A 22,687-nucleotide genomic window follows, 5' to 3' on the forward strand; every position below is an offset into this window, starting at 1 on the left:
GTTCGCGCAGTTCCCCGCGCCCCTGAAGGGCCGGCGGGGAACTGCGCGACAAGCCACGACGCACCCCTTGAGTGGCGCGGGGAACTGCGCGACAAGCCACGACGCACCCCTTGAGTGGCGCGGGGAACTGCGCGACAAGCCACGACGTGCCCCTTAAGGGGCGCGGGGAACTGCGCGACAAGCCATGACGCACCCGCACATGCGGACAGCCGCCCCCCATCACGGCGCAGCCGCCCGCTTGGGCGCGGGCGCCGTCACCATCACCCCCGCCACCACCCCCGCCAGCGCCATCACCCCGGCCGCCACCCAGATGGCCACCGTGTACCCGTGCACGATCCCCTCCCGCACCACGGCCGCCTTCCGCGACGGATCGGTCAGATGCGCGGCGACGTACGACGTGCTGGACGTCGTGGCGATCGTGTTCAGCAGCGCGGTCCCGATGGAACCCCCCACCTGCTGCGAGGTGTTCACCGTCGCCGACGTCACCCCGGAGTCGCGCGGCGCGACCCCCGCCGTGGCGGTGGCGAACACCGGCATGAAGGTCAGCCCCATCCCGAGCCCCATCAGGATCAGCGCCGGCAGGATCTCCGTGGCGTACGCCGAGTCCACCGTCATCTGCGTGAGTATCACCATGCCGCCCGCCGCGAGCACCATCCCCGGCACCATCAGCGCCCGCGGCGCCGCGTGCTGGAGCAGCCGCGCGGAGATCTGCGTGGACCCCACGATGATCGCCGCGGTGAGCGGCAGGAACGCCAGCCCGGTCTTCACCGGCGAGTAGCCGAGGATGACCTGGAGGTAGTACGTCATGAACAGGAACAGCCCGAACATGCCGATGACCGCCAGCATCATCGTCAGGAAGCACCCGGCCCGGTTCCGGTCCCGCACGACGTGCAGCGGCAGCAGCGGCACCGGCGCCCGCGTCTGCCACCACACGAACGCCGCGAGCAGCACGACGGCGGCGGCGAACAGCGCCAGGACCAGCGCGTCGGTCCAGCCCCGGGACTCGGCCTCGCTGAACCCGTAGACCAGGGCGACCAGGCCGCCGCAGCCCAGCACCGCGCCGGGCACGTCGAGGCGGACGCCGGTCCGGTCGCGCGGGTCGTGCAGCAGGGCCAGCGCGCCCAGTACGGCGACGACGGCGATCGGGATGTTGACGTACAGGCACCAGCGCCAGTTCAGGTACTCGGTGAGCACCCCGCCGACGATGAAGCCGATCGCGGAGCCGGAACCGGCCAGCGCGCCGTAGATGCCGAACGCCTTGCCGCGCTCCTTGGGGTCGGTGAACGTCGTCGTCAGCAGCGACAGCGCGGACGGCGCGAGCAGCGCGGCGAAGACGCCCTGGAGCGCGCGGGCGAGGAAGAGCATGCCGGGGCCGCCCGCGGCGCCGCCGAGCGCGGAGGCGGCGGCGAAGCCGATGAGTCCGACCACGAAGGTGAGCTTGCGGCCGACGAGGTCGGAGATCCGCCCGCCGAGCAGCAGCAGCCCGCCGAAGGCCAGCGTGTAGGCGGTGATCACCCACTGCCGGTTGCCGTCGGACATGCCGAGGTCCTCCTGCGCGGAGGGCAGCGCGATGTTCACGATGGTCGCGTCGAGGACCACCATGAGCTGCGCCAGCGCGATGACGACGAGCCCCCACCACCTGCGGGGATCGACGTCCGAGGAGACGGCCTTGTCACCTGTCCGGGCGTGACTCATTTGGCCAGAAGACCACGGAACGGGACGTTTCGCACCCTTGGTGCCGGGACCGGACGGATCGTCGTGGGGTGATGTCAGTGCCGGGGTGCAGCATGGGGGCATGGCGATGGCGACGGCGAGGAACGCGGCGGGCGGCGGTACGGCGGTGAAGGCGGCGCGGCGCCCGGAGGTGCGGCTGCCCGGACTGCGGCCGTACGACGGCGGGGAGCTGGAGCCCGACGGGGACTACGACGGCCTTGACCTGCGCGAGACCGACCTCGGCGGGCAGGACGGCGCGGGCGCCCGCTTCATGGACTGCGCGCTGACCGGCTGCGTACTGGACGAGACGTCCCTGCGGAAGGCGCGGCTGCTCGACTCGGTCCTGTCCGGGGTGCGCGGCGTCGGCACCGACCTCTCCGGCGCCACCCTGCGCGACGTCGAACTGACCGACGCCCGGCTCGGCGGGACGCAGGCGCACGGCGCGGTGCTGGAGCGGGTGCTGGTCCGCGGCGGGAAGATCGACTTCCTCAATCTGCGGCAGGCCCGGCTCAAGGACGTCGTCTTCGAGAGCTGCGTCCTCGTCGAGCCCGACTTCGGCGGCGCCCGCCTGGAGCGGGTGGAGTTCGTGGACTGCGCGCTGAAGCAGGCGGATCTCAGCGCCGCCGTCCTCGTCGACGTCGACCTGCGCGGGGCCGCGCCGCTGGAGATCGCCCGGGGCGTGGACCGCCTCTCCGGCGCGGTGATCAGCGCGCCTCAGCTGATGGACCTCGCGCCGGTGCTGGCGGCGGAGCTGGGGGTGCGGGTGGTGTGACCCGGGCGCGTCCTCACGGCACCCGGGGGAAGCGGGCCTGGAGCGTCCAGATCGCCGGGTTGTCCCCCAGCTCCTCGTGCAGGTCGGTGAGGTCGGCGATCAGGTCGTGCAGGAAGTCGCGGGCCTCGCGGCGCAGCGCGGCGTGGGAGAAGGACAGCGGCGGCTCGGACACCGGCAGCCACTCCGCCTCCACGTCCACCCAGCCGAACCGGCGCTCGAACAGCAGCCGGTCGCTGGACTCGGTGAAGTCCAGCTCCGCGTGTTGCGGCCGGGACGCCCGGGAGCCCGCCGGGTCCCGGTCGAGCCGCTCCACGATGTCGCACAGCGCCCACGCGAAGTCCAGCACCGGCACCCATCCCCAGGCTGTGGAGATCTCCCGGTCGGCCTTGGTGTCGGCGAGGTACACGTCCCCGGCGAACAGATCGTGCCGCAGCGACCGGACGTCCGCGCGCCGGTAGTCGGTCTGCGGCGGATCGGGGAAACGGTTGGAAAGGGCGTAGCCGATGTCGAGCACGGGGTCGATGGTGTCACGGCGGGGCGGCCTCCCGGCCCTGCGTCCCGACCGGCCTCTCGGCCCTGCGTCCCGACCGGCGTCCCGGCCCTGCGTCCCGACCGGCGTCCCGGCGTCAGGGCCGCGCCGGTTTCCCGTCCCCGCGCAGCCAGTCCTCCCACACGCCTGTGAAGTCCTCGTCCGGCGCCGACCTCTCCACGTAGGCGACGAAGTCGTCGGTGTCCGCGTTGCCGTGCCGGTGCGCGGCGGCCCAGCCGCGCAGCAGGGAGCGGAACGCCGTGTCGCCGACCAGCTGCCGGATCCTGTGCAGGACCATCGCGCCGCGCTGGTAGACGGGCGCGGCGGTCAGATGCGCCGCGTCCGGGGGGTCGGCGGGCGGGAACGCCCAGACCACGTCTTCCGCGTAGGTGGTCTCGAAGATCTCCTGCGCGGTGTCACCGCCGTGGTCCTCCTGCCACAGCCACTCCGCGTACGTCGCGAACCCCTCGTTCAGCCACATGTCCCGCCAGGTCTTCGGGGTGACGGAGTCGCCGTACCACTGGTGGGCGAGTTCGTGGACGAGGAGGACGATGTCGGGGGCGCCGGGGAAGACGGGCCGGTTCTGGGTCTCCAGCGCGTAGTCGACGTCGGCGGGCCGGTCGACGATCGCGCCGACGGAGGAGAAGGGGTACGGACCGAAGAGCCCCTCGCCCCACTCGACGACCTCGGGAATCCGCTTGAGCACACCCGCGCCCGCCGCCTGCTCCGGGTCGACGGCCGTGTACACCGGCAGCCCGTCGCCGGTCCGGGAGCGGCTGACCCGCCACGTGCCCACGGCGACCGTGGCGAGGTAGCTCGCCATCGGCTCCTCGGTCCGCCAGGTGTACGTCGTCCGGTCGTTCACGGTGCGCTCGCCGGCCGGTTCGCCGTTGGAGACGGCCCGCAGCCCCTTCGGCACGGTGACCGCCACCTCGTAGGTGGCCTTGTCGGAGGGGTGGTGGTTGCCCGGGAACCAGGCCATCGACCCCACCGGCTGCCCGAGCGCCAGCGCGCCGTCCGCCGTGCGCAGCCAGCCCTCCCGCGAGCCGTCGGGATCGGTGATCGTCTCCGGGACGCCGGAGTAGCGCACGGTCACCTCGAACCTGTCCCCGTCGTCGAGATCCTCCGCCGGCCGCACGGTCAGCTCCTGCCCGGCCCGGTGGAAGCGGACGTCGCGGCCGTCCACCGCGACCGAGGCGACGTCCAGCCCCTTGAGGTCCAGGTCGAACGCGGAGAGGTCCTGGGTGGCGCGGGCGGTGATCTTCGCGGTCCCCGTCAGCCGCTGCCGGTCGGGCTCGTAGGCGAGGACGAGGTCGTAGTGGGAGACGTCGTAGCCGCCGTTGCCGGCCTTGGGGAAGTACGGGTCGCGCACGCCGGAGCCGCCGGGGCGGCCGTGCACGCCGCCGCACGCGGTGAGGACGGCGGCGGCGACGGCGGCGGCGGTCACGGGGAGCAGTCGGGGCGTGCGCACCCCGTGATCCTATGAGGCGTTTACGGCGATTTCCGCCGGGCTCCGGCCGGAGTGTCAGCGGCCCAGCGCCGCCGCGCCCGCACGGGCGAACTTCTCGTCCAGGTCGCCGGAGGGGGCGCCCGCGACACCGATGCCCGCGACGGGCGCGTCCTTGGCGGTGACGGGGACACCGCCGGCCAGGAACAGGGTGCCGGGGATGTCCTTCAGGTTCGGCGCGGACTCCAGGCGCTTGACCAGCTCGGAGGTGGGCGCGTTCCAGGAGACGGCGGTGTACGCCTTGCGCTCGGCGGACTCGTAGGACTGCGGCCCCGCGCCGTCGCCGCGCAGGGTGACGACCGTGTTGCCGTTGCGGTCGACGACGGCGACGGTGACCTTCTGGTTCTCCCGCTCGGCGGCGTCCAGCGCGGCCTGGGCCGCCTTGGCGGCGGCGTCCACGGTGAGGTGGGTGGAGGTGGTGGTCGTGGCCTTCCCGGAGGTGGCGGCCGGGGCCGCCGCCGGGGCGGAGGCGTTGGCGGAGACCGCACCGAAGGCGGTGGCGGCGACGGCCGCGAGAACGGCGGCGCCACCGGCGACACGGGCACGGCGGGAGAGGGACTTCTTGGCGCGGGACATCTTCGTATGACTCCTCGGTCGGACTGCTTCCTGTGTTCTGCTCTCCACCCTCCGCCCGGACCCGGTCCCGACCGGTCGCCGTTCCGGCTGCTCACGGATGGCGGAGCGGTGGACACGGGGGTCGTCCGATCGGTTGACCCCGGCGCCGCGTCCAGCGGCGACAATCAAGACGAGGAAGGAGGAGAGACACATGCGGAATGCGTACGGTCCCGACGCCCGGTGGCACGACGCCGTCTTCCACACGGCGTTCCTGCTGCTTCTCGGCGGGGCCCTGGCCCGCTTCCTCCTGCGCCATCCCGGCGAGCCCCGCACCCCGTGGGTCATCGCCCTGTCGGTCACGCTGGCGGTGCTGCACGTACTGGGCCCGGCGCTCGGCGGCGACGGCTCAGGCCCGAGGCGGCGGCTGGGCCGGCTCACGGCCGTCCTGGCGGTCTGGATGCTGCTCGTGATCCTCGCACCGAGTTTCGCGTGGTGCGCGGTCCCCCTCTTCTACACGGGCCTGCGCACGCTCCCCGCGAGGGCCGCGCTCGTCCTGGTCACCGTCCTCACCGTCTTCGTCGTGGCGGCCCAACTACGCCTCTCCACCACGTTCGACCCGAACCTGCTCCTCGCCCCGCCCGCGGTCGCGGCCCTCGCCACGGCGGTGTTCCTGCGCTCCGAGCGACAGGCGGCCCGCCAGCGCGCCCTCATCGACGACCTGGTCCGCACCCGCCGTGAACTCGCCGCCTCCGAACGCCGCGAGGGCACGCTCGCCGAGCGCGAGCGGCTCTCCATGGAGATCCACGACACCCTCGCGCAGGGCCTGTCCAGCCAGCGGATGCTGCTCCAGGCCGCGGACCGGGTGTGGGGCAGCGACCCGGTGAAGGCCCGCGCCCACGTCCGCTCGGCCGCGACCGTCGCCGAGCACAACCTCACCGAGGCCCGCCGCTTCGTCCACGACCTGGCCCCGGCCGACCTGGCCCGTGACGGCGGTCTGCCGGCAGCCCTCCGTGCCCTGGCCGCCCGTGAGTCCGGTGCCGGTCTGGCCGTACGCGCGCGGGTGGATGACAGTGGGCGTCCCTCTGTCATCCCGGCGCGTGTCGAGTCGGCGCTGCTCCGCATCGCGCAGGGCGCCTTGGCCAACGCCCGCGAACACGCGGAGGCGAGGACGGTGACCCTCACACTGACCCTCCTCGACGACGAGGCGGTCCTGGACATCACCGACGACGGCCGCGGCTTCGACCCGTCGGCCGCGGGCGGCCCGTCCGGCGGACGAGGCCACGGCCTCCCGGCGATGCGCGCCCGCCTCCGCCAGCTCGGCGGCACGCTGACGGTGGAGTCCGCCCCCGGCGAGGGCACCGTCGTCTCCGCCGCGGTCCCCCTGGAGAACCCCCGATGATGACGACGAACACCCCCGTCCGCGTCCTGGTCTGCGACGACCACGCGGTCGTACGCGCGGGCCTGCTGGCCCTCCTGGACAGCGCCCCCGGCATCGAGGTGGCGGGCGAGGCGGGCACGGGCGAGGAGGCCCTGGCCCTCGCCGCGAAGCTGACCCCGGACGTGGTCCTGATGGACCTGTCCCTGGGCGAGGGCATCGACGGCGTGGAGACGACCCGCCGCCTCACCACGGCCCCCGGCCGCACCCCCCACGTCCTGGTCCTCACCACCTACGACACGGACGCGGACATCACGCGCGCCATCGAGGCCGGCGCGACCGGCTACCTCCTCAAAGCGGAACGCCCGGAGGAACTCTTCGCCGCCGTGCAGGCCGCCGCCCAGGGCCGCACCACCCTCTCCGCGCCGGTCGCCGACCGGGTCATGGCCGGCCTGCGCAGCCCCCGCCCGACCCTCACCGACCGTGAACGCGACATCCTCGCCCAGCTCTCCCGGGGCCTAGGCAACCGCGAGATCGCCCGCACCCTGTTCATCAGCGAGGCCACGGTCAAGACCCACCTGCGCCGCGTCTACGACAAACTGGGCGTCGAAACCCGCGCGGGCGCGGTGGCCATGGCCAAGGAACAACGCCTGCTGCCGTGACACGACGGGCGGTTCAAGACCGTGTCTGTCCGCCGCCAAAGGGATTCTGACCGTATCGCCCGTCCCAGTTGGACAGGGACGACGACCCAGGAGCCGGTGCCCCGGGCGGCGGCTGCTGAGGGTATCCCGGCGCTGGGTATCCCGGCACCGGGTGCGTCTGCGCGGCCAGTCTCACATCGGGGACCGTCCCGTATCGCCCGTCCCAGTTGGACAGGGAAGAAGACCCCGGAACCGGTGCCCCGGGCGGCGGCTGCGGAACGTATGCCGGTGCCGGGTATCCGGGAGCCGGGTATACCGGTGCTGATTGTCCCGGTGCCGGGTACTGGGGTGCCTGCGTCCAGAGGCTCCTCCCTCGCTGCCCGTCCCAGTCGGCCAGGGAAGAGCCCTCCGGCACCACCATCCGCCTACGGGACGCCGGCTGCGGGGGCGCCGCCGGTGCGGCACCCCCGGGAGCGGCACCGTACTGTCCGTTCCAGTTGGCGAGGGAACCCCCCGCTGCCGCCTGGTACGGGTGCGCCACCGGCGCAGCGTTCGGCCGCGCCTGGACAGGCGCCGACTGAGGAGCCGGGGGCATCTTCAACGGGCGGCGGGCCTCGATCCTCAAGTTTCTGACAATGTACTGCTGGCGCTCGTACGAGAGGGAATCGAAGAGATGTCCCCTCTCGTACCCGTTCATGAAATTGAGAAGCCTGTCGGCGGAGTAATGCCTGCTCCTGGCGTAGGTCTGCAGGCTCGGCGGCCTCTGTCGTGCGTTCACGGAATGGCGATGGGCATCTATATACCCTTTGATCTCGGCTACGATTTCGGCATCCGTCTGCAATGGCATAGCGAACTCCAGTGAGGGGTGAGGTGTCTGTGTGACACCGTCATCCAGCACGACGTACGCATTCCGCGAACAGTTCAACAACGGCGCTGAGGTCCGGGCGCAGGCCCGGAACGTCGGCTCGCCGACGTGGGCTAGGGCACCACGCGGTGGCGGAGGTAGACGATCCCCGCGCTGAAGTTGCGGGTCTCGACGAGTTCGAGCTGCTCGTGGCGCTCGTTCCGAGAGAAGTACGGGGTGCCGCCGCCGACCAGTACGGGGTAGACCACCGTCCGGTACTCGTCGATCAGCCCGGCGTCGGCCACCTGGGCGGCGAGGTTCGCCCCGCCGATGGCGATCTCGCCCTCACCCGGCTCGGCCCGCAGCCGCGCGATCTCCTCGGCCGGGCTGCCGGAGGCGAGGCGGGCATTGCCCTGCACGGTGTCCAGCGTGTTCGAGAACACGACCTTCGGCAGGGGGTTCCACAGCGAGATCCACTCGCGCTCCGCGTCATCGAGCGTGGGGTTCTGCTCGGCGGTCTCCCAGTACAGCATCGTCTCGTACAGCCGCCGCCCCAGGAGATGGACGCCGACCTCCCGGATCTCGTCGATCCAGTACCGGAAGACGTCCGCGGGCTGCGGCCCCCAGTCGAACCCGCCGTCCGGCCCGACGATGTACCCGTCGAGCGAGACGCTCATGGAATAGGTCACGCGACGCATCGAGAATCCTCCTCAGGAACGGTTCTGACGGTAGGACTCCCGAACACCACGGAAGTCATCGCACCGCGTGCGATTTTCCATGGGGGAGGAACCGCCCCCAGGCGGGGAGGGAGAAGGCGAGGTGGGGTCGCGCGGGGGCCTTGGAGTCCCGGACCAGGATGGTGACCGGGGTCGTGGCTATCTCCACGCAGTTCGAGCCGTTGGGGCTGTAAGTGGATGTACGCCAGGTGAGGGTCTGCATGTCACGTCCTGTCAGATGCTGCGTGCGAGGCGTTCGATGAACTGGCATGACGAGTCGGGATCGAGCGCACATGCCTCCATGCGATCGGCGAGGGCTCGGTACTGCGCCAACTGTGCTTCCGCGTCCAAGAAGACGCAACCGGTGTGCTCTGTGTCGAGCTGGACGGTGTCGAGTTGAGGAATCGGCCCCACCGCGTAGTCGAAGGACTGGCCGTTCCCGGGGAAGTGGGGCGAGGTGAAGGGAATGACTCGAACGGTGATGTTGTCCCGTTCGCTCAGCTCCCTGATGTGAGTCAACTGGGCACGGGTGACGGCTGCTCCTCCGTACTGCATACGCAACGCCGCTTCGTGGATCAGAGCCGTGTAGGTGAGCCCACCGTCGCGATGGAGAACCTCCTGTCTCTTGATGCGATACGAAAGACGGTGTTCAAGCTCGTAGGGCAGGAAGGGCGGCACGGCCTCCCTCAGCATCGCTCGCGCATGATCGGTGGTCTGCAACAGAGCGGGGATGTGAAGGGTGAGCGCCACGCGTAGTTCGGTCACGTAATGTTCCAGCTCCGCCAGGTCGATCAGCCCTACGGGGAGATAGTCCCGATATTCGTCCCACCAGCCGCGAACCTTTCGTCCGGTCATCTTGGCCAACGCGTTGACCAGTTCCTCGTCGGCAGAGGCGTAGGCGGAAGCCATCGTGCGGACGCGGTCGGCGCTGACCGGGCTGCGCCCCGTCTCGATCATGCTGACGCGACCCTGGTTGACGCCCAGACACGAGGCGGCTTGCGTGACTGTCAGACCGGCGCGTTCTCGCAGTTTGCGCAGTTCAGCGCCCAGGCGTCGTTGACGCAGAGTGGGATTGGCGACGGGTGGCACGACATCTCTCCTCGGGCCGCCGGCGCGGCCCACTTGTAACCCACACGAGGCATATCCGGGCGCATCTCCCGATTGTGGGAGATGTATCTCCCGCAGAGTCCTACGGTAGTCCACGTACCGCTCGACACCCCGAGTCTGGGAGATTCCATGCGCACCGTAGCCCCGCCCGACACCTGGTCGTACGCCCTCCGCCTCCCCCATGACCCCAGAGCCGCACGCGTCGCACGTATGACCGTGCGGGCCGCCCTCGGTGGTCACGGTCGGGTCGAACTGATCGACGACGTCGAGCTGTTGACCTCCGAGATGGTCACCAACGCCTACCGGCACACCCGTGGCCCCTGTTCCCTGCGGCTCACCGCCCTCGGTGACGGGCGATTGCGGGTCGGGGTGTGGGACAGCCACCCGTACATTCCCGAGCCGTTCAGGCGGCCGGTCGCCGACCGCATCGCCCCCGCGCCGCCCGGCGCCCTCGGCGGGCGCGGACTCCACCTCGTACGGGCGTACGCCCAGACCTGGGGCGCCTGGTCGATCGGGGAGGGGCTGCCGGGGCGGCCCGGCGGAGGCAAACTCCTCTGGTTCGAGGTGGGGAGGACCGGGAAGACCGGGCCCCTGCCCGTCGCCGAACAGACCTCGGCCCCGCCGAGCAGCAGCTCGACGGGGCCGGAGACGACAAGCGAACCGCGTCAGACGTTCACGCCGAAGTCCTGCGCGATGCCGACCAGGCCCGACGCGTAGCCCTGGCCCACCGCGCGGAACTTCCACTCCGCGCCGTTGCGGTACAGCTCGCCGAAGACCATCGCCGTCTCGGTCGCCGCGTCCTCGGAGAGGTCGTAGCGGGCGATCTCCGCGCCGCCGGCCTGGTTGATGATGCGGATGTAGGCGTTCCGCACCTGGCCGAAGTTCTGCGAACGGTTCTCGGCGTCGTAGATCGAGACCGGGAAGACGATCTTGTCGATGTCGGCCGGCAGACCCGCCAGGTTGACGTTGATCGCCTCGTCGTCGCCCTCGCCCTCACCGGTGCGGTTGTCACCGGTGTGCACGATGGTCTGGTCCGGCGTCTGCTTGTTGTTGAAGAAGACGAAGTGGGCGTCCGAGAAGACCTTGCCCTGGGTGTTCACCGCGATCGCGGAGGCGTCCAGGTCGAAGTCGGTGCCCGTGGTGGTGCGGACGTCCCAGCCGAGGCCCACGGTGACGGCGGTCAGGCCCGGAGCCTCCTTGGTGAGCGAGACGTTGCCACCCTTGGACAGGCTTACAGCCATTGTTGGGAGTCCCTTCCCTCGTGTACGTACGGCAAGAAAAGCTACAGCTACCCCTACGAACGACGAGGGGGGTACACAAGGTTCCAGCCCGCTTTACTTTCTTTACTCACCATAATCGGGTGACGTGGACCGGACAGACGGGGGACCATGGGGACATGTCCGCACCCCATGTCATCCGTGGCTCCGTCTCCCTCCCGGAGGCCGAGCTGATGTGGCGTTTCTCGCGGTCCTCCGGACCCGGCGGACAGCATGTGAACACCACCGACACGCAGGTCGAGCTGCGGTTCGACCTCGCCCGCACCGAGGCCCTGCCCGAAGTCTGGAAGCAGCGCGCGCTGGAGCGCCTGGCACCCCGGCTGGCCGACGGCGTCGTCACCGTCCGCGCCTCCGAGCACCGCTCCCAGTGGCGCAACCGCGAGGCCGCCGCCGTACGCCTCGCGGCCCTGCTCGCCGAGGCCACCGCGCCCCCGCCCCGGCCCCGCCGCCCCACCCGCGTCCCGCGCGGCATCAACGAACGCCGGCTGCGGGAGAAGAAGCAGCGGGCCCAGACCAAACGGGGGCGCAACGCCAAGGGGTGGGACTGAGGCGTCAGTCCAGCGTCAGCACCGCCACCCGCTCCCCCTCGACCGTCTCCCCGTTCGGACGGAACCCCAGCTTCAGATAGAAGTCCTCCGGGCCGGCCGGGCCGAGGTGCCAGGTGACGTACAGCTCCTTCTCCCCCCTGTGCCGCAGCTCCGCCGCCACCGACTCCACCGCGAAGCGGCCGTACCCCTTGCCCTGCTCGTCCGCCGCGATGTTCAGCCGCCACAGGCCGGAGCGGCGGACGCTGCCGCCGTCCTCGAACCAGTCGTGATCGAGGAAGGCCATCAGGAAGCCCACCGCGCGGTCGCCGTCGACGATCAGACGCGGCCAGGCGATGTCCGGGTGGACGTACGCCTCGGCCAGCGACTTCACCACGGGGGAGACGGCGAATTCCTGGTCCGGCCGGACCCGTACGCCGAGCGCGGCGTCGAGGTTGCGAGGGGTGATCTCCTCCAGGCGGAGCGTGCTCTCGATTGTCATGCGCGCACACCCTAGACGCACCCCACGGACGCCCCTCGTGGGACAAGGACGGGACAGCCGTCCCACGCGCCCAGGACACCGGGCGGCGGAAACTTCGTCCACGGCGGCCGGAACGGCCCGGCGCCCCTGTGCACCGGGAGTGCCCATGCGAGTCCGTACCCTGCTGACCGCGCTGGTCACGACGGTGGCCCTGGCGTCCCCCGCCACAGCCGCCCAGACCGCCGCCGAACTGCCGTCGGCCGCGGCGGCGCACTGCCCGGACGGCCATATCTGCCTGTGGGAGGGCGCCGACTTCCAGGGGTTCCAGTGGGGCGGCCCGGCCGAGCCGAACGAGGAACCCAACGGATGCGTCGACTTCACCGAGAAGTCGCCCGGGTCGGTCATCAACAACTCGGGGCGGACGTACTACGTGTTCCGGGAGGGCACCTGCACGAACGCCGGCCGCTGGATGGACCTCCCCCTCGGGGAGTCCCCGAGCTTCCCGTGGCGGGTGGGCTCGGTCTCATGGTGCCGAGGCTGCTGATCCCCGGCCGACGGCGACAGGGGTGTCGGTACCGGCTAGCCCAGCTGCCGGTACCGGCCCCGGAAGTACGTCAGCGGACCGCCCTCCGCGCTCGGCACGCGCGCGGAGAGCACCCGTCCGATGACGAGGGTGTGGTCCCCGGCGGCCACCCGCCGCTCCGTCCGGCACTCCAGCGTCGACAGCGCCCCGCCGACCAGCGGCGCCCCCGAGTGCTCCCCGCGCGTGTACGCGATGTCCTCGAAGAGCAGCCGGTCGCTGAGCCGGCCCTTCATCGAGAACCGGCCCGCGATGTGCCGCTGGCTCTCCGAGAGTACCGAGACCGCCCACAGCGGCTGCTCGTCCAGGAGGTCGTCCATGCGGGAGCCCTCGCGCACGCTGACCATCACCAACGGCGGGTCCAGGGAGACGGACAGGAAGGCCGTCGCCGTCATGCCCGCGTACTCGCCGTCCGGCGCGGCCGGGTCGTCCGGGTCGAGGGGCGGTTCCACCGCGGTCACCAGGACCACGCCCGAGGCCAGGCGGGACAGGGCGGCACGGAACGCGTCGTTGCTCACACCCTCAGCATGCACGGACGCGGGCGAGGGGGCGGGGGAGGAGGGCGAGGTGGCGGGGCTGGTGTTCGGCACCTCGTCACGCTAACCGCCGCCCCGCGCGCCCCGCATCGGCCCCCGGTCGCGGGCCGGACCTAGGACCAGAGGCGGAGAGGGTCGGAGGGGAAGGACCGGGGCAAAGTCTGCGTTCAGTAAACGCACAGGGAAAGTGGGGAAAGTGCAGAAGTGCCGCCCCATTGTTCATCTTTGGCTGTGACTTGAGTCACAAGGGACCACAATTGTTGACCCTGTGTACCGAGTGGGCAGCGCGCTGTGATTCAGTGGCGGGGAAGCTGCAAGAGCATCATCGTGCATCATCATCCGGCAATGGCGCCGAAGATAACCCTTGATTCGCTGCGAGGTCTGCGAGAACTCGGGGGGAGGGCGAGCATGGAGACCGAGTCGGAGCCGTACGTCCGCCTTGCGTCCCTTCGGCAACTGCACCAGGCCATGGCCGACATGAACACGGCCCGCAGTCTGGCGGACACCCTGCAGACCGTCGCGGACGGTGTGGTCAACGCCCTCGGCTACGAGATGGCGGCCGTCAACCTCGTCCGGCCCGACGGCGACCTCGTCGTCGCCGCCTTCGCCGGGAACTCCGCCGCCGAGGCCCTCATCACCGGCCGCGTCGGCCCCCGCCCCTCCTGGGAGCGCCGCCTCACCATGGGCGAGCAGTGGGGAGATCTCATCTTCATACCCCACACCGAGGGCTGGATACTCGACGACGACGACGTCCCCCAGTGGTACACCGACGGACCCGCGCCCCGCTTCGAGGACGAGTGGCACCCCGCCGACCGCCTCTTCGCCCCCATGTACGCCCCCGGCCCGCAGGGCGGCGGCAGCAGCGGCGAACTGATCGGCGTCCTCTCCGTGGACCGGCCGCGCAACGGCCGGCGGCCCGGCGCCTGGGGCCGCGAGGCCCTCCAGATGTACGCCTTCCAGGCCGCCATCGCGATCAGCAACGCCCGGCTCCGCTCCAACATGCAGCGCGCCCTGGTCCGCCTGGAGCGCGACCAGCAGGCCCTGCGCGCCAGCGAGGAGAGCTTCCGGCAGGCCTTCGAGTACGCCCCCTCCGGCATGGCCATCGCCGAGATGGGCGGCGACCAGCACGGCCGCATCCTCAGGACCAACGACGCGCTCTGCCGCCTCCTCGGGCGGCCCGCCTCCGCGATGCGCCGCTACTCCTTCTCCGACCTGGTCCACCCCGAGGACATCGGCACCCTGCTGCGCACCTCCGCCGAGGGCGGCCGGGCCGAGCTGCGCCTCGCCCGCCGCGACGGCAGCTACGTCTGGGTCTCCCTGCGCAACTCCGTCGTCGCCGACGCCGCCGACGGGCCCCGCTTCCTGCTGACCCACGTCGAGGACATCGAGGAGCGCAAGCGCCGCGAGCTGGCCCTGGCCCACCGCGCCTCCCACGACTCCCTCACCGGCCTGCCGAACTCCGCCGAACTGCGCTCCCGGCTCTCCGCCCGGCTGTGCACCCGCCCCGCGACGGAGCACGCCGCCGCCGACGCGATGGACGCCGCCTACGGCGACCGGGGCGACGCCGCCTACGGCGACCCCGTCTTCGACTCCGGCGGGCACTTCTTCGACTTCCCGCCCGGGTACGACCCGCACGGCGGCGGCCACGACCACCACGAGCACGCCATCACCCCCGAGGGCGACCGCGACGACGGCACCAAAGGGCTCGCGGTCCTCTTCTGCGACCTCGACGGGTTCAAGTCGATCAACGACCGGTTCGGGCACAACGCGGGCGACGCCGTCCTCATCGAGGTCGCCCGGCGCCTGTCCCAGGGCGTCCGCGACGGCGACACCGTGGCCAGGCTCGGCGGTGACGAGTTCGTCATCCTCGCCGACGGGCTCGGCCGGGCCGACGCGCAGGATCTCGCCGTACGGCTGCGCAACGAGATCATCCAGCCGATCCGGGCAGAGGGACGGGCCGTGCGGGTGGGCGCGAGCTTCGGTATCGGATGGGCGCACTGCGGCATGACCGCCGACGAAGTGCTGAAGTCCGCTGACGAACGGATGTACATCGAGAAACGATCTCGTCCCAAACAACACCGCCGGGCCGGATGATCACCAGGTCAGCGAGTTGATGCGGTCCGAGTCACCCGTTCGGGTCAGCGACACCGGGTAGGCTCGGCCTCTCACCGCACGTACCGCACCCGCACCGCACCTGGTTAGGAGACCTAGGGATGACGCCCGGCAACAACGGCGCGAGCACGCCCGAGGACGACGACCCCTTCGGCTATCTGTACGCCGACGGGCAGGCCAACGGGGCCCAGCCGCCGTCCGGTGGCTACGGCTACCCCAATTCGGTCAACCGTGTGCGCCCGGTCGGTACCCGGCAGTACGGCGGGCCGGCCGCCCCGCAGGCGGCCCCGCCCCAGCAGGGCGCGTACGGGCAGCCGCAGGGCGCCTACGGCCGTCCGAACGCGCACTACGCGGCCCCCGAGACGCTCCCCGGCGGCGGAGGCGCGCCCACCGCGCCCCAGCACCAGGCGGGCCACGGCGGCGGGCGCGGCGGCCGTCGCGGCCCCAACACCAAGGGTCTCCTGATCGGCGCGATCGCCGTCGTCGCGGCCGTCGTCATCGGCATCGGCATCGCGATGACGAGCAGCGGCGACGACGACGACAAGAACGACGCCCAGGCGGGCGGCGGCACCACCCCGACCCAGTCCCAGAGCACGGACACGACCAGCCCGTCGGCCAGCAGCAGCGCGGACGGCGAGAGTGATCTGCCCTCCACCGACGCCGGCGCGCTGACCCTGTCGGGCGGCCCCGCCACAGCGTCCGATGTCGAGGGCGCCAAGGCCGAGGGCGGCACGTATGTGACCGGCTTCGACAAGGTCGGCGCCAAGATCACGTGGAACGTCGACGGCATCGCCGAGGCGGGCACCTACCGGCTGTACGTGCGCTACGGCATCCCGGGCGAGGACGCCGACGCGACGCTGAGCGCCAACGGCAAGGCCAACGCCCAGCCCCTCAACATGGCGAACTTCGGCGGCACGCCGAAGGGCGACTGGGAGAAGGGCTGGCAGACGACCTGGGCCAACGTGAACCTCAACAAGGGTTCCAACACGATCGAACTCGCCTGCAACGACGGCAACAAATGCAACGCGGTCTTCGACCAGGTCTGGATCCAGGAAGAGGAGTGATCCGCCGGGCCGTCAGCCCCAGACGGCCATGCTCACGACCGGCCATGGCGTCTTCGCCGAGTAGTGGCCGGTCTGGATGTCGAAGTGGTCGCCGTAGCAGGACGCATCCCGGTAGACGGTGATCCGCTTGCCGGTCTGGTTGGAGACCGAGCGGCCGCTGCGGGGATAGCAGCCGTTGTCGTTGTTGTAGGAGTACTTCGTCCCCGTGAAGTCGGCCTTCGACCACGTGCAGACATAGCTGCCGGAACACTTCGACGCGGCGGCGGCGGCGACCGGCCGGGCGGTGGCGAGGGGCGGGGCGGCGACCAGTACGACGCCGGCTGCGAGCGACAGCAGTTGTACGCGCATGGCGAGAGGCTTCCCACCGGGCATATCCGGCAATCCGCTCAGGCCGCGCTGGCCTCCGTCCTCACCTCCACGCGCCCCAGCAGCTCCTCGTAGGCCCGGTGGTCGTACTCTCCCGCCACCGGGGAGAGGACCGTCGCCGCCGACAGGGCCACCGCTCGGGACAGGCGGTCCGGCCAGGGGAGTTTCTCCGCGAGGCCCGACAGCAGGCCGGCCACGGCCGAATCGCCCGCGCCGGTCGGGTTGCCGCGCACCCGGGCGGGCGGCGCCGCCCGCCAGCGGCCCTCCGGCGTCACCGCCAGCAGACCCTCGGCGCCCAGCGAGGCCACCACGGACCGCGCGCCCCGGCGCCGGGCGTCCTGCGTGGCCCGCAGCGGCTCGTGGGAGCCGGTCAGCTCAGCCAGCTCGTCCGCGTTCGGCTTGATCAGGTCGGGGCGGGCGGCCACCGCCCGGCGCAGCGGCTCCCCGCTGGTGTCCAGCAGCACGGGAACGCCCGCGGTGCGCGCGGTCCGCACCAGACCGGCGTACGCGCCCACCGGCACCCCCGGCGGCAGGCTGCCGCACAGGGCCACCGCCGAGACACCGGGGAGGAGGTCCTCGTAAGCCTCCTGGAAGGCGTTCCACTCGGCCGGGGTGACGGTGGGGCCGGGTTCGTTGAGCTGGGTCGTGTCGCCGGTGCGGTCGTCGACGACGGCGATCGTGCGGCGGGTGGCGCCGCCGACCGGCAGCAGCGCGTCGACCACGCCGCTCACGGCCGTCAGCCCGTCCTGGACGGCGCGCCCGGTGGGGCCGCCCGTGAAGCCCGTGACCGTCACCTCGTGTCCGAGGGCCGCGAGCACCCGGGCCACGTTGAGGCCCTTGCCGCCGGGGCGTTCCGTCACCTCGGTGACCCGGTGGGAGGAGTGCGGGCGCAGGCCCGGGACGCGATAGGTGATGTCGAGAGCGGTGTTCAGCGTGACGGTGAGAATCACCTGGGCCGGCCTCCCCCGATCGTGCGACTGCCGTGTGTCCGGAAGTGCTCCGGAGCTTCGATCATGCCAAACGGACGGCGGTCGGCCCAGTCCCGAGTCCGGCCGTACCGCGACCGACTCGGGGATCAATCACCGCGGTTGGGGATCGACCACCCAAACGCCCCGCCGCATGACACCCACCACGTCGAACGCGGAATCGAGCACCACGAGGTCCGCGTCCTTGCCCGGCTCCAGCGAACCCACCCGGTCCGCCAGGCCCAGCAGCCGCGCGGGGTTGGCCGAAAGCGCGGCGACCGCGTCGCCCACCGGCAGCCCGTCCACCGTCACCGCCCGCTTGAAGGCGCGGTCCAGGGTGAGCGTGGAACCCGCGATCGAGTCGCCCTCGACCAGCCGCGCCACACCGTCCCTCACCTCCACCTCCAGCGGGCCGAGGTGGTAGCGGCCGTCGCCGAAACCGGCGGCGTCCATCGCGTCCGTGATGAACGCCACCCGTGAAGGGCCCGCGTGGTGGAACGCCAGCCGGAGCGCGGCCGGGTGCAGATGGACGCCGTCGTTGATCAGCTCGACCGTGACCCGCTCGTCCTCCAGGAGGGCGGTGATCGGACCGGGCGCCCGGTGGCCGATCGGCGGCATCGCGTTGAACAGGTGCGTGGCGACGGTGGCGCCCGCGTCGATCGCCGCCACGGTCTGCTCGTACGTCGCGTCCGTGTGCCCGACCGCCGCGATCACGCCGTGCTCGGCCAGCAGCCGTACGGAGTCCAGACCGCCCGGCAGCTCGGTGGCGAGCGTGACCATCCTGGCGTGGCCGCGGGCCGCGTCGAGGAGCTTGCGGACCTCCGCGGGGTCCGGGTCGCGCAGCAGCGCCTCGGAGTGGGCGCCCTTGCGGCACGGGGAGATGAACGGGCCCTCGAAGTGGATGCCGGCGATGTCGCCCTGCTCGGCCAGTTCCGCGAGCTGCCCGGCGCGGCGGGCGAGGCCGTCCAGGTCGCCGGTGACGGTGGAGGCGACCAGGGTGGTCGTGCCGTGCAGACGGTGGGTGCGGATGCCGGCGAGGACCTCCTCGGTGGTGCCGGAGGTGAAGGAGGCGCCGCCGCCGCCGTGGTTGTGGAGGTCCACGAAGCCGGGGACCACCCAGTGGCCGGTGAGGTCGATCCGCCGGGCGTCGGGGGCGGCCTGAGTGGTGATGCGGGTGCCGTCGATGGCCAGGGTGGCGTCGTCGGCCGTGCCGGTGGGGAGGACGATCTTCGCGCCGGTGAGGAGGAGGGGGGTGGTGTCCGTCGCGGGGTGCGGGCTCGTTGTGGTCGCTCGCGCTCCGCGGCGGAGCCGCATATCGGCGCTGTCCCGCGCCCCTGGGTGGGCTGCCATCAGGCGGATTCCTCCGTAAGGTCGGCATGGTCCAGCAAGTCCCAGGCCAGCAGGCCCGCGCCCCGGCAGCCTGCCGTGTCGCCCAGGGCGGCCGGGACGATCGACGGCTCGGTCTGGAAGGTGACCCGGCGGGTGACGGCCTCCCGCAGCGGTGTGAACAACGTTTCCCCGGCTTCCGCCAGCCCGCCACCGATGACGACGACCCGGGGGTCCAGCAGGGTGAGGGCGGTGACCAGGCCGTCGGCGAGGGCGTCGATCGCAGCCAGCCAGACCTCCCGGGCCCGCGCGTCGCCGGAGTCGACGGCCTTGGCGCAGTCGGCGGCGTCCGCCTCCGGGTCGCCGCACGCCGCCGCCCACGCCTGGCCGACGGCGCTGGCGGAGGCGTACCGCTCCAGGCAGCCGTGCTGCCCGCACGGACAGGCGGTGCCGCCGGGGCGTACGACGACGTGGCCGATCTCGCCCGCGAAGCCGTGCGCGCCGCCCTCGACCCGGCCGTCGATGCCGATGGCGCCCGCGATGCCGGTGCCGAGGGGGACGAAGAGGTAGCGGTCGGCGCCCCGGCCGGCACCGACGCGGCCCTCGGCGAGGCCGCCGGTGCGCACGTCGTGGCCGAGGGCGACCGGGATGCCGAGCCGTTCGGTCAGCAGGGCCCGCAGCGGGACGTCGCGCCAGCCCAGGTTGGCGGCGTAGGCGGCGAGGCCGCGTGCCTCGTCGACGATGCCGGGGACGGCGACGCCGGCGGCCGCGGCGGGCTCGCCGAACCGGTCGGCGCCCAGGGCGCGCAGTTCCGCGGCGAAGTCGAGGATGCCCGCGACGACCGCGTCCGGTCCGCGCTCCCGGCCGGTGGGCCGGCGGGCCTGGTGCAGCAGTTCGCCGTCCGGTCCCGCCAGGGCGGCCTTCATCCCGGTGCCGCCCACGTCGAGGGCGATGACATGTCTCACGGGGACAGTGTGGCCCGTGGACCCGCGAGAGGTCTAGTCCATTCACGTGGTGTAGACCTTGTTCCGGTAAACGGACAGCAGTCGGCACCAATCGGTCGGCAGAGCAGGGGGCGAACAGTGCGGCGACGTGGAAAAGGGACGATCGCGGCGGTGTCCGCGCTGGGTCTGTCGGCGGTCCTCGGCGGCTGCGGCATCGGCTCGGGCGGCTCCGACGAGGTGACCCTGCGGCTGGTCGCCGCGGACTACGGCGACGGCAAGGAGACCGGCTCCCAGCGGTACTGGGACGAACTGGCCGAGGCGTACGAGTCCGACCACCCCGACGTGGACGTCCGGGTCACCGTCTACTCCTGGAGCGACGTCGACCGGAAGGTCCGCGCGATGGTCGACTCCGGTGACGCGCCCGACCTCGCGCAGATCGGCGCCTACGCCGACTACGCGGACAAGGGGCTGCTCTACCAGGCCGACGACCTGCTCTCCATTCCCACGCAGGCCAACTTCGTCTCCCAGCTCGCCACCGCGGGCCAGGTCAACGGGGTGCAGTACGGAATGCCGTTCGCGGCCTCCACACGCGTGCTCTTCTACAACAAGACCCTCTTCGCCAAGGCCGGCCTCTCCGCGCCCGAGACCTGGGAGGACCTCGCCGACGCCGCGCAGGCGCTCGACGCGGAGGGCGTGACGTACCCGTACGCGCTGCCGCTCGGCCCCGAGGAGGCGCAGGCCGAGACCATGCAGTGGATGCTCAGCGGCGGAGGCGGCTACACCGACTCCCTCGGCACCTACAGCGTCGACTCCCCGCAGAACGTCGACACCTTCACCTGGCTCAAGGACGAACTCGTCGACAAGGGCCTCACCGGGCCGGTCGCGCCCGGCAAGCTCGACCGGGCGGACGCCTTCGCCGCCTTCGCCGAGGGCAAGGTCGGAATGCTCAACGGCCACCCGTCACTGATGGCGATGGCCAAGAAGAACGGCGTGGAGTACGGCATGGTGCCGACCCCCGGCGTCGACGGGGCGAGCGGCACCACGCTCGGCGTCACCGACTGGATGACCGCCTTCAAGCAGAACGGCCACCAGGAGCAGGCCGGCGACTTCCTCGACTACGTCTACAGCGACCGGAACGTCCTCGACTTCTCCCGCCGCTACGACCTGCTGCCGGTCACCGGCTCCGCCTCCGAGACCATGGGCGCGGCCGCCGAGGACAAGGAGCTGAAGCCGTTCCTCGACGAACTGCTCACCTCCGAGCTGTACCCGGTCGGCGAGAAGTCCTGGGCGACGGTCAGCGCACGGGTGAAGAAGGACATCGGCAGGGCGGTCGCCCGCGGCGAGGACCCCGAGTCCGTCCTGAAGGAGATCCAGACGGCCGCGACGCAGGCCGGCTGAGCCGCCTGAGCCCCCCGGTGTCGGTGCCCGGCGTTACGGTGCGGGCATGAACGAGGCAGAGCGGCAGCCGCTCGGGGAACGGGAACGGGCGGTCCTGGCGCTGGAGGGCCGCGGCTTCTCCGGCCCCGGCGCCAAGGAACGCGCGATCCGCGAGGAACTGGGCCTCGCCCCCGTGCGCTACTACCAGCTCCTCAACGCCCTCCTCGACGACCCCCGGGCCCTGGCCGCCGCCCCGGTCACGGTCAACCGCCTGCGCCGGGTCAGGGAGTCCAGACGCACGGAACGGTAGATCCTGACGCACGGAACGGCAGAGGCGTGCGAGCGGTGCCCCCGGGATAGGTTCGCCGTATGGGCAGCCACCACACGGACGCAACACCCGACACGCCTGACCAGCCGCCGGCCCCCCTGCCGACGCCCGCCACCGAGGCCGGGCGGGACGGGCTCGGCGCGGTGCTCGCGCACCCCGGCCGCACGGTGGTCGCGCTCGACTTCGACGGCACGCTCGCCGAGATCGTGCCCGACCCCGACCGGGCCCGCGCCCACCCGGACGCGGTCCCCGCGCTGGCCGCGCTCGCGCCGAAGGTCGCCTCCGTCGCCGTGATCACCGGCCGCCCCGCCGAGGTCGCCGTCCGGCACGGCGGTTTCGCGGACGTACCCGGCCTGGAGCACCTCGTCGTCCTCGGGCACTACGGCGCCGAGCGCTGGGACGCCGCCACCGGCACCGTCACCGCGCCCCCGCCGCACCCCGGGGTCGCCGCCGTCCGCGCCGGACTGCCCGCCCTCCTGGATCGGGCCGGGGTCCGCGACGGCGCGTGGATCGAGGAGAAGGGCCGCTCGATCGCCGTGCACACCCGGCGGGCCGCCGACCCGCAGGCCGCGTTCGACGCGCTGCGCGGACCCCTGGCCGAACTGGCCGGGCGGCACGGACTGATCGTCGAGCCCGGCCGGATGGTGCTGGAGCTGCGCCCGCCGGGCATGGACAAGGGCGTCGCCCTCCTCGACCACGCCCGTGCCACCGGCGCGGCGGCCGTCCTCTACGCCGGTGACGACCTCGGCGACCTGCCCGCCTTCGACGCCGTCGACACCCTGCGCGGCGACGGCACCCCGGGGCTGCTGGTGTGCAGCGGCAGCGACGAGGTGACCCGGCTGCGTGAACGCGCCGACCTGGAGGTGGACGGCCCGGCCGGGGTCGTCGCCCTGCTGAGCGCCCTCGCCCGACGGCTGGCCTGAGACAAGGTCACAGAGATTCCCCCCGTCTGTCACAGGCGTGTCCTGACGCCGCGGGGGGCGCAACCCGCCCCCCGCCCGACGCCCTCCTCCGCACCGTAAAGCCTGATCGACCAGGCACAGGAACC

Annotated in this window: 25 protein-coding genes; 11 read left to right on the forward strand and 14 right to left on the reverse strand. The window is 72.1% G+C overall.

What is annotated here, in order from left to right; all coding sequences use genetic code 11:
* Positions 1–219: 219 nt before the first annotated feature.
* A complete protein-coding gene (locus UW392_RS62220; RefSeq protein WP_320784370.1) occupies positions 220–1,695 on the reverse strand; it encodes an MFS transporter in 1,476 nt (491 codons plus the stop codon).
* A gap of 100 nt (positions 1,696–1,795) precedes the next feature.
* On the opposite strand from UW392_RS62220, the gene UW392_RS62225 reads away from it, so the two are divergent.
* Positions 1,796–2,485: a pentapeptide repeat-containing protein gene (locus UW392_RS62225; RefSeq protein ID WP_320784371.1), complete on the forward strand. Its 690-nt coding sequence runs from the start codon at positions 1,796–1,798 to the stop codon at positions 2,483–2,485.
* Between the two features lie 13 nt (positions 2,486–2,498).
* On the opposite strand, the gene UW392_RS62230 is transcribed toward UW392_RS62225, so the two are convergent.
* From UW392_RS62230 to UW392_RS62240, 3 genes are all read right to left on the reverse strand, one after another.
* Positions 2,499–2,999: a hypothetical protein gene (locus UW392_RS62230; protein ID WP_320784372.1), complete on the reverse strand. Its 501-nt coding sequence runs from the start codon at positions 2,997–2,999 to the stop codon at positions 2,499–2,501.
* 112 nt (positions 3,000–3,111) lie between these two features.
* A complete protein-coding gene (locus tag UW392_RS62235) occupies positions 3,112–4,485 on the reverse strand; it encodes a M1 family metallopeptidase (protein ID WP_320784373.1) in 1,374 nt (457 codons plus the stop codon).
* A 54-nt stretch (positions 4,486–4,539) separates the two neighbouring features.
* Positions 4,540–5,097 (reverse strand): heme-binding protein, encoded by a 558-nt coding sequence (locus UW392_RS62240; protein ID WP_320784374.1) that lies wholly within the window; start codon positions 5,095–5,097, stop codon positions 4,540–4,542.
* A gap of 190 nt (positions 5,098–5,287) precedes the next feature.
* Between UW392_RS62240 and UW392_RS62245 the strand changes: the two genes are divergently transcribed.
* Positions 5,288–6,475 carry a sensor histidine kinase gene (locus tag UW392_RS62245; RefSeq protein WP_320784375.1) on the forward strand — a complete coding sequence of 396 codons (1,188 nt, stop codon included), beginning with the start codon at positions 5,288–5,290 and terminating at the stop codon, positions 6,473–6,475.
* The gene (locus UW392_RS62250) at positions 6,472–7,113 is read left to right on the forward strand and encodes a response regulator transcription factor (protein ID WP_320784376.1); all 642 of its coding nucleotides are present in this window, start codon (positions 6,472–6,474) and stop codon (positions 7,111–7,113) included. The genes UW392_RS62245 and UW392_RS62250 overlap by 4 nt, the downstream gene beginning before the upstream one ends.
* A gap of 957 nt (positions 7,114–8,070) precedes the next feature.
* Here UW392_RS62250 and UW392_RS62255 read toward each other — a convergent pair.
* Genes UW392_RS62255 through UW392_RS62265 form a run of 3 tightly spaced genes read right to left on the reverse strand, consistent with a single transcriptional unit; the run spans position 8,071 to position 9,741 of the window.
* The gene (locus UW392_RS62255) at positions 8,071–8,634 is read right to left on the reverse strand and encodes a dihydrofolate reductase family protein (RefSeq protein WP_320784377.1); all 564 of its coding nucleotides are present in this window, start codon (positions 8,632–8,634) and stop codon (positions 8,071–8,073) included.
* A 55-nt stretch (positions 8,635–8,689) separates the two neighbouring features.
* The gene (locus tag UW392_RS62260) at positions 8,690–8,947 is read right to left on the reverse strand and encodes a DUF397 domain-containing protein (protein WP_320784378.1); all 258 of its coding nucleotides are present in this window, start codon (positions 8,945–8,947) and stop codon (positions 8,690–8,692) included.
* Complete coding sequence (locus UW392_RS62265) at positions 8,887–9,741, reverse strand: helix-turn-helix transcriptional regulator (RefSeq protein ID WP_320784379.1); 855 nt, start codon at positions 9,739–9,741, stop codon at positions 8,887–8,889. Before UW392_RS62265 ends, UW392_RS62260 begins: the two co-directional genes overlap by 61 nt.
* Before the next feature lie 147 nt (positions 9,742–9,888).
* Between UW392_RS62265 and UW392_RS62270 the strand changes: the two genes are divergently transcribed.
* The gene (locus tag UW392_RS62270) at positions 9,889–10,476 is read left to right on the forward strand and encodes an ATP-binding protein (protein WP_320784380.1); all 588 of its coding nucleotides are present in this window, start codon (positions 9,889–9,891) and stop codon (positions 10,474–10,476) included.
* On the opposite strand, the gene UW392_RS62275 is transcribed toward UW392_RS62270, so the two are convergent.
* Positions 10,425–11,000: a TerD family protein gene (locus UW392_RS62275; protein WP_320784381.1), complete on the reverse strand. Its 576-nt coding sequence runs from the start codon at positions 10,998–11,000 to the stop codon at positions 10,425–10,427. The genes UW392_RS62270 and UW392_RS62275 overlap by 52 nt on opposite strands.
* Before the next feature lie 155 nt (positions 11,001–11,155).
* Between UW392_RS62275 and arfB the strand changes: the two genes are divergently transcribed.
* Positions 11,156–11,584, forward strand: coding sequence for an alternative ribosome rescue aminoacyl-tRNA hydrolase ArfB (arfB, locus tag UW392_RS62280; RefSeq protein ID WP_320784382.1), 429 nt, complete (start codon positions 11,156–11,158; stop codon positions 11,582–11,584).
* Between the two features lie 4 nt (positions 11,585–11,588).
* Here arfB and UW392_RS62285 read toward each other — a convergent pair whose 3' ends face one another.
* Positions 11,589–12,062, reverse strand: a complete 474-nt coding sequence (locus tag UW392_RS62285) for a GNAT family N-acetyltransferase (RefSeq protein WP_320784383.1) — start codon at positions 12,060–12,062, stop codon at positions 11,589–11,591.
* A 145-nt stretch (positions 12,063–12,207) separates the two neighbouring features.
* On the opposite strand from UW392_RS62285, the gene UW392_RS62290 reads away from it, so the two are divergent.
* Entirely contained in the window at positions 12,208–12,585 is a 378-nt protein-coding gene (locus UW392_RS62290) for a peptidase inhibitor family I36 protein (RefSeq protein WP_320784384.1), read from the forward strand.
* A 35-nt stretch (positions 12,586–12,620) separates the two neighbouring features.
* Here the strand turns inward: UW392_RS62290 and UW392_RS62295 are convergent, their stop codons facing one another.
* Positions 12,621–13,211, reverse strand: a complete 591-nt coding sequence (locus UW392_RS62295; protein ID WP_320784385.1) for a flavin reductase family protein — start codon at positions 13,209–13,211, stop codon at positions 12,621–12,623.
* 354 nt (positions 13,212–13,565) lie between these two features.
* Here UW392_RS62295 and cdgB point away from each other — a divergent pair, with 354 nt between their 5' ends.
* On the forward strand, positions 13,566–15,251 hold the full coding sequence (cdgB, locus tag UW392_RS62300) for a diguanylate cyclase CdgB (RefSeq protein ID WP_320784386.1): 1,686 nt from the start codon (positions 13,566–13,568) through the stop codon (positions 15,249–15,251).
* Positions 15,252–15,370: 119 nt separating this feature from the next.
* The gene (locus tag UW392_RS62305) at positions 15,371–16,333 is read left to right on the forward strand and encodes a CBM35 domain-containing protein (protein ID WP_320784387.1); all 963 of its coding nucleotides are present in this window, start codon (positions 15,371–15,373) and stop codon (positions 16,331–16,333) included.
* Between the two features lie 12 nt (positions 16,334–16,345).
* Here the strand turns inward: UW392_RS62305 and UW392_RS62310 are convergent, their stop codons facing one another.
* From UW392_RS62310 to UW392_RS62325, 4 genes are all read right to left on the reverse strand, one after another.
* Entirely contained in the window at positions 16,346–16,681 is a 336-nt protein-coding gene (locus UW392_RS62310; RefSeq protein ID WP_320784388.1) for a peptidase inhibitor family I36 protein, read from the reverse strand.
* A 38-nt stretch (positions 16,682–16,719) separates the two neighbouring features.
* Positions 16,720–17,649 carry a 1-phosphofructokinase family hexose kinase gene (locus UW392_RS62315; protein ID WP_320784389.1) on the reverse strand — a complete coding sequence of 310 codons (930 nt, stop codon included), beginning with the start codon at positions 17,647–17,649 and terminating at the stop codon, positions 16,720–16,722.
* 129 nt (positions 17,650–17,778) lie between these two features.
* On the reverse strand, positions 17,779–19,014 hold the full coding sequence (nagA, locus tag UW392_RS62320; protein ID WP_320784390.1) for an N-acetylglucosamine-6-phosphate deacetylase: 1,236 nt from the start codon (positions 19,012–19,014) through the stop codon (positions 17,779–17,781).
* Positions 19,014–19,955: an ROK family protein gene (locus UW392_RS62325; RefSeq protein WP_320784391.1), complete on the reverse strand. Its 942-nt coding sequence runs from the start codon at positions 19,953–19,955 to the stop codon at positions 19,014–19,016. Before UW392_RS62325 ends, nagA begins: the two co-directional genes overlap by 1 nt.
* 150 nt (positions 19,956–20,105) lie before the next feature.
* Between UW392_RS62325 and UW392_RS62330 the strand changes: the two genes are divergently transcribed.
* Genes UW392_RS62330 through otsB form a run of 3 tightly spaced genes read left to right on the forward strand, consistent with a single transcriptional unit; the run spans position 20,106 to position 22,562 of the window.
* On the forward strand, positions 20,106–21,332 hold the full coding sequence (locus UW392_RS62330) for an extracellular solute-binding protein (protein WP_320784392.1): 1,227 nt from the start codon (positions 20,106–20,108) through the stop codon (positions 21,330–21,332).
* A gap of 46 nt (positions 21,333–21,378) precedes the next feature.
* Positions 21,379–21,621, forward strand: coding sequence for a DUF3263 domain-containing protein (locus UW392_RS62335; RefSeq protein ID WP_320784393.1), 243 nt, complete (start codon positions 21,379–21,381; stop codon positions 21,619–21,621).
* A gap of 59 nt (positions 21,622–21,680) precedes the next feature.
* Positions 21,681–22,562: a trehalose-phosphatase gene (otsB, locus tag UW392_RS62340; protein WP_320784394.1), complete on the forward strand. Its 882-nt coding sequence runs from the start codon at positions 21,681–21,683 to the stop codon at positions 22,560–22,562.
* Positions 22,563–22,687 lie beyond the last annotated feature (125 nt).

The sequence above is a fragment of the Streptomyces sp. CRN 30 genome, assembly GCF_034105845.1.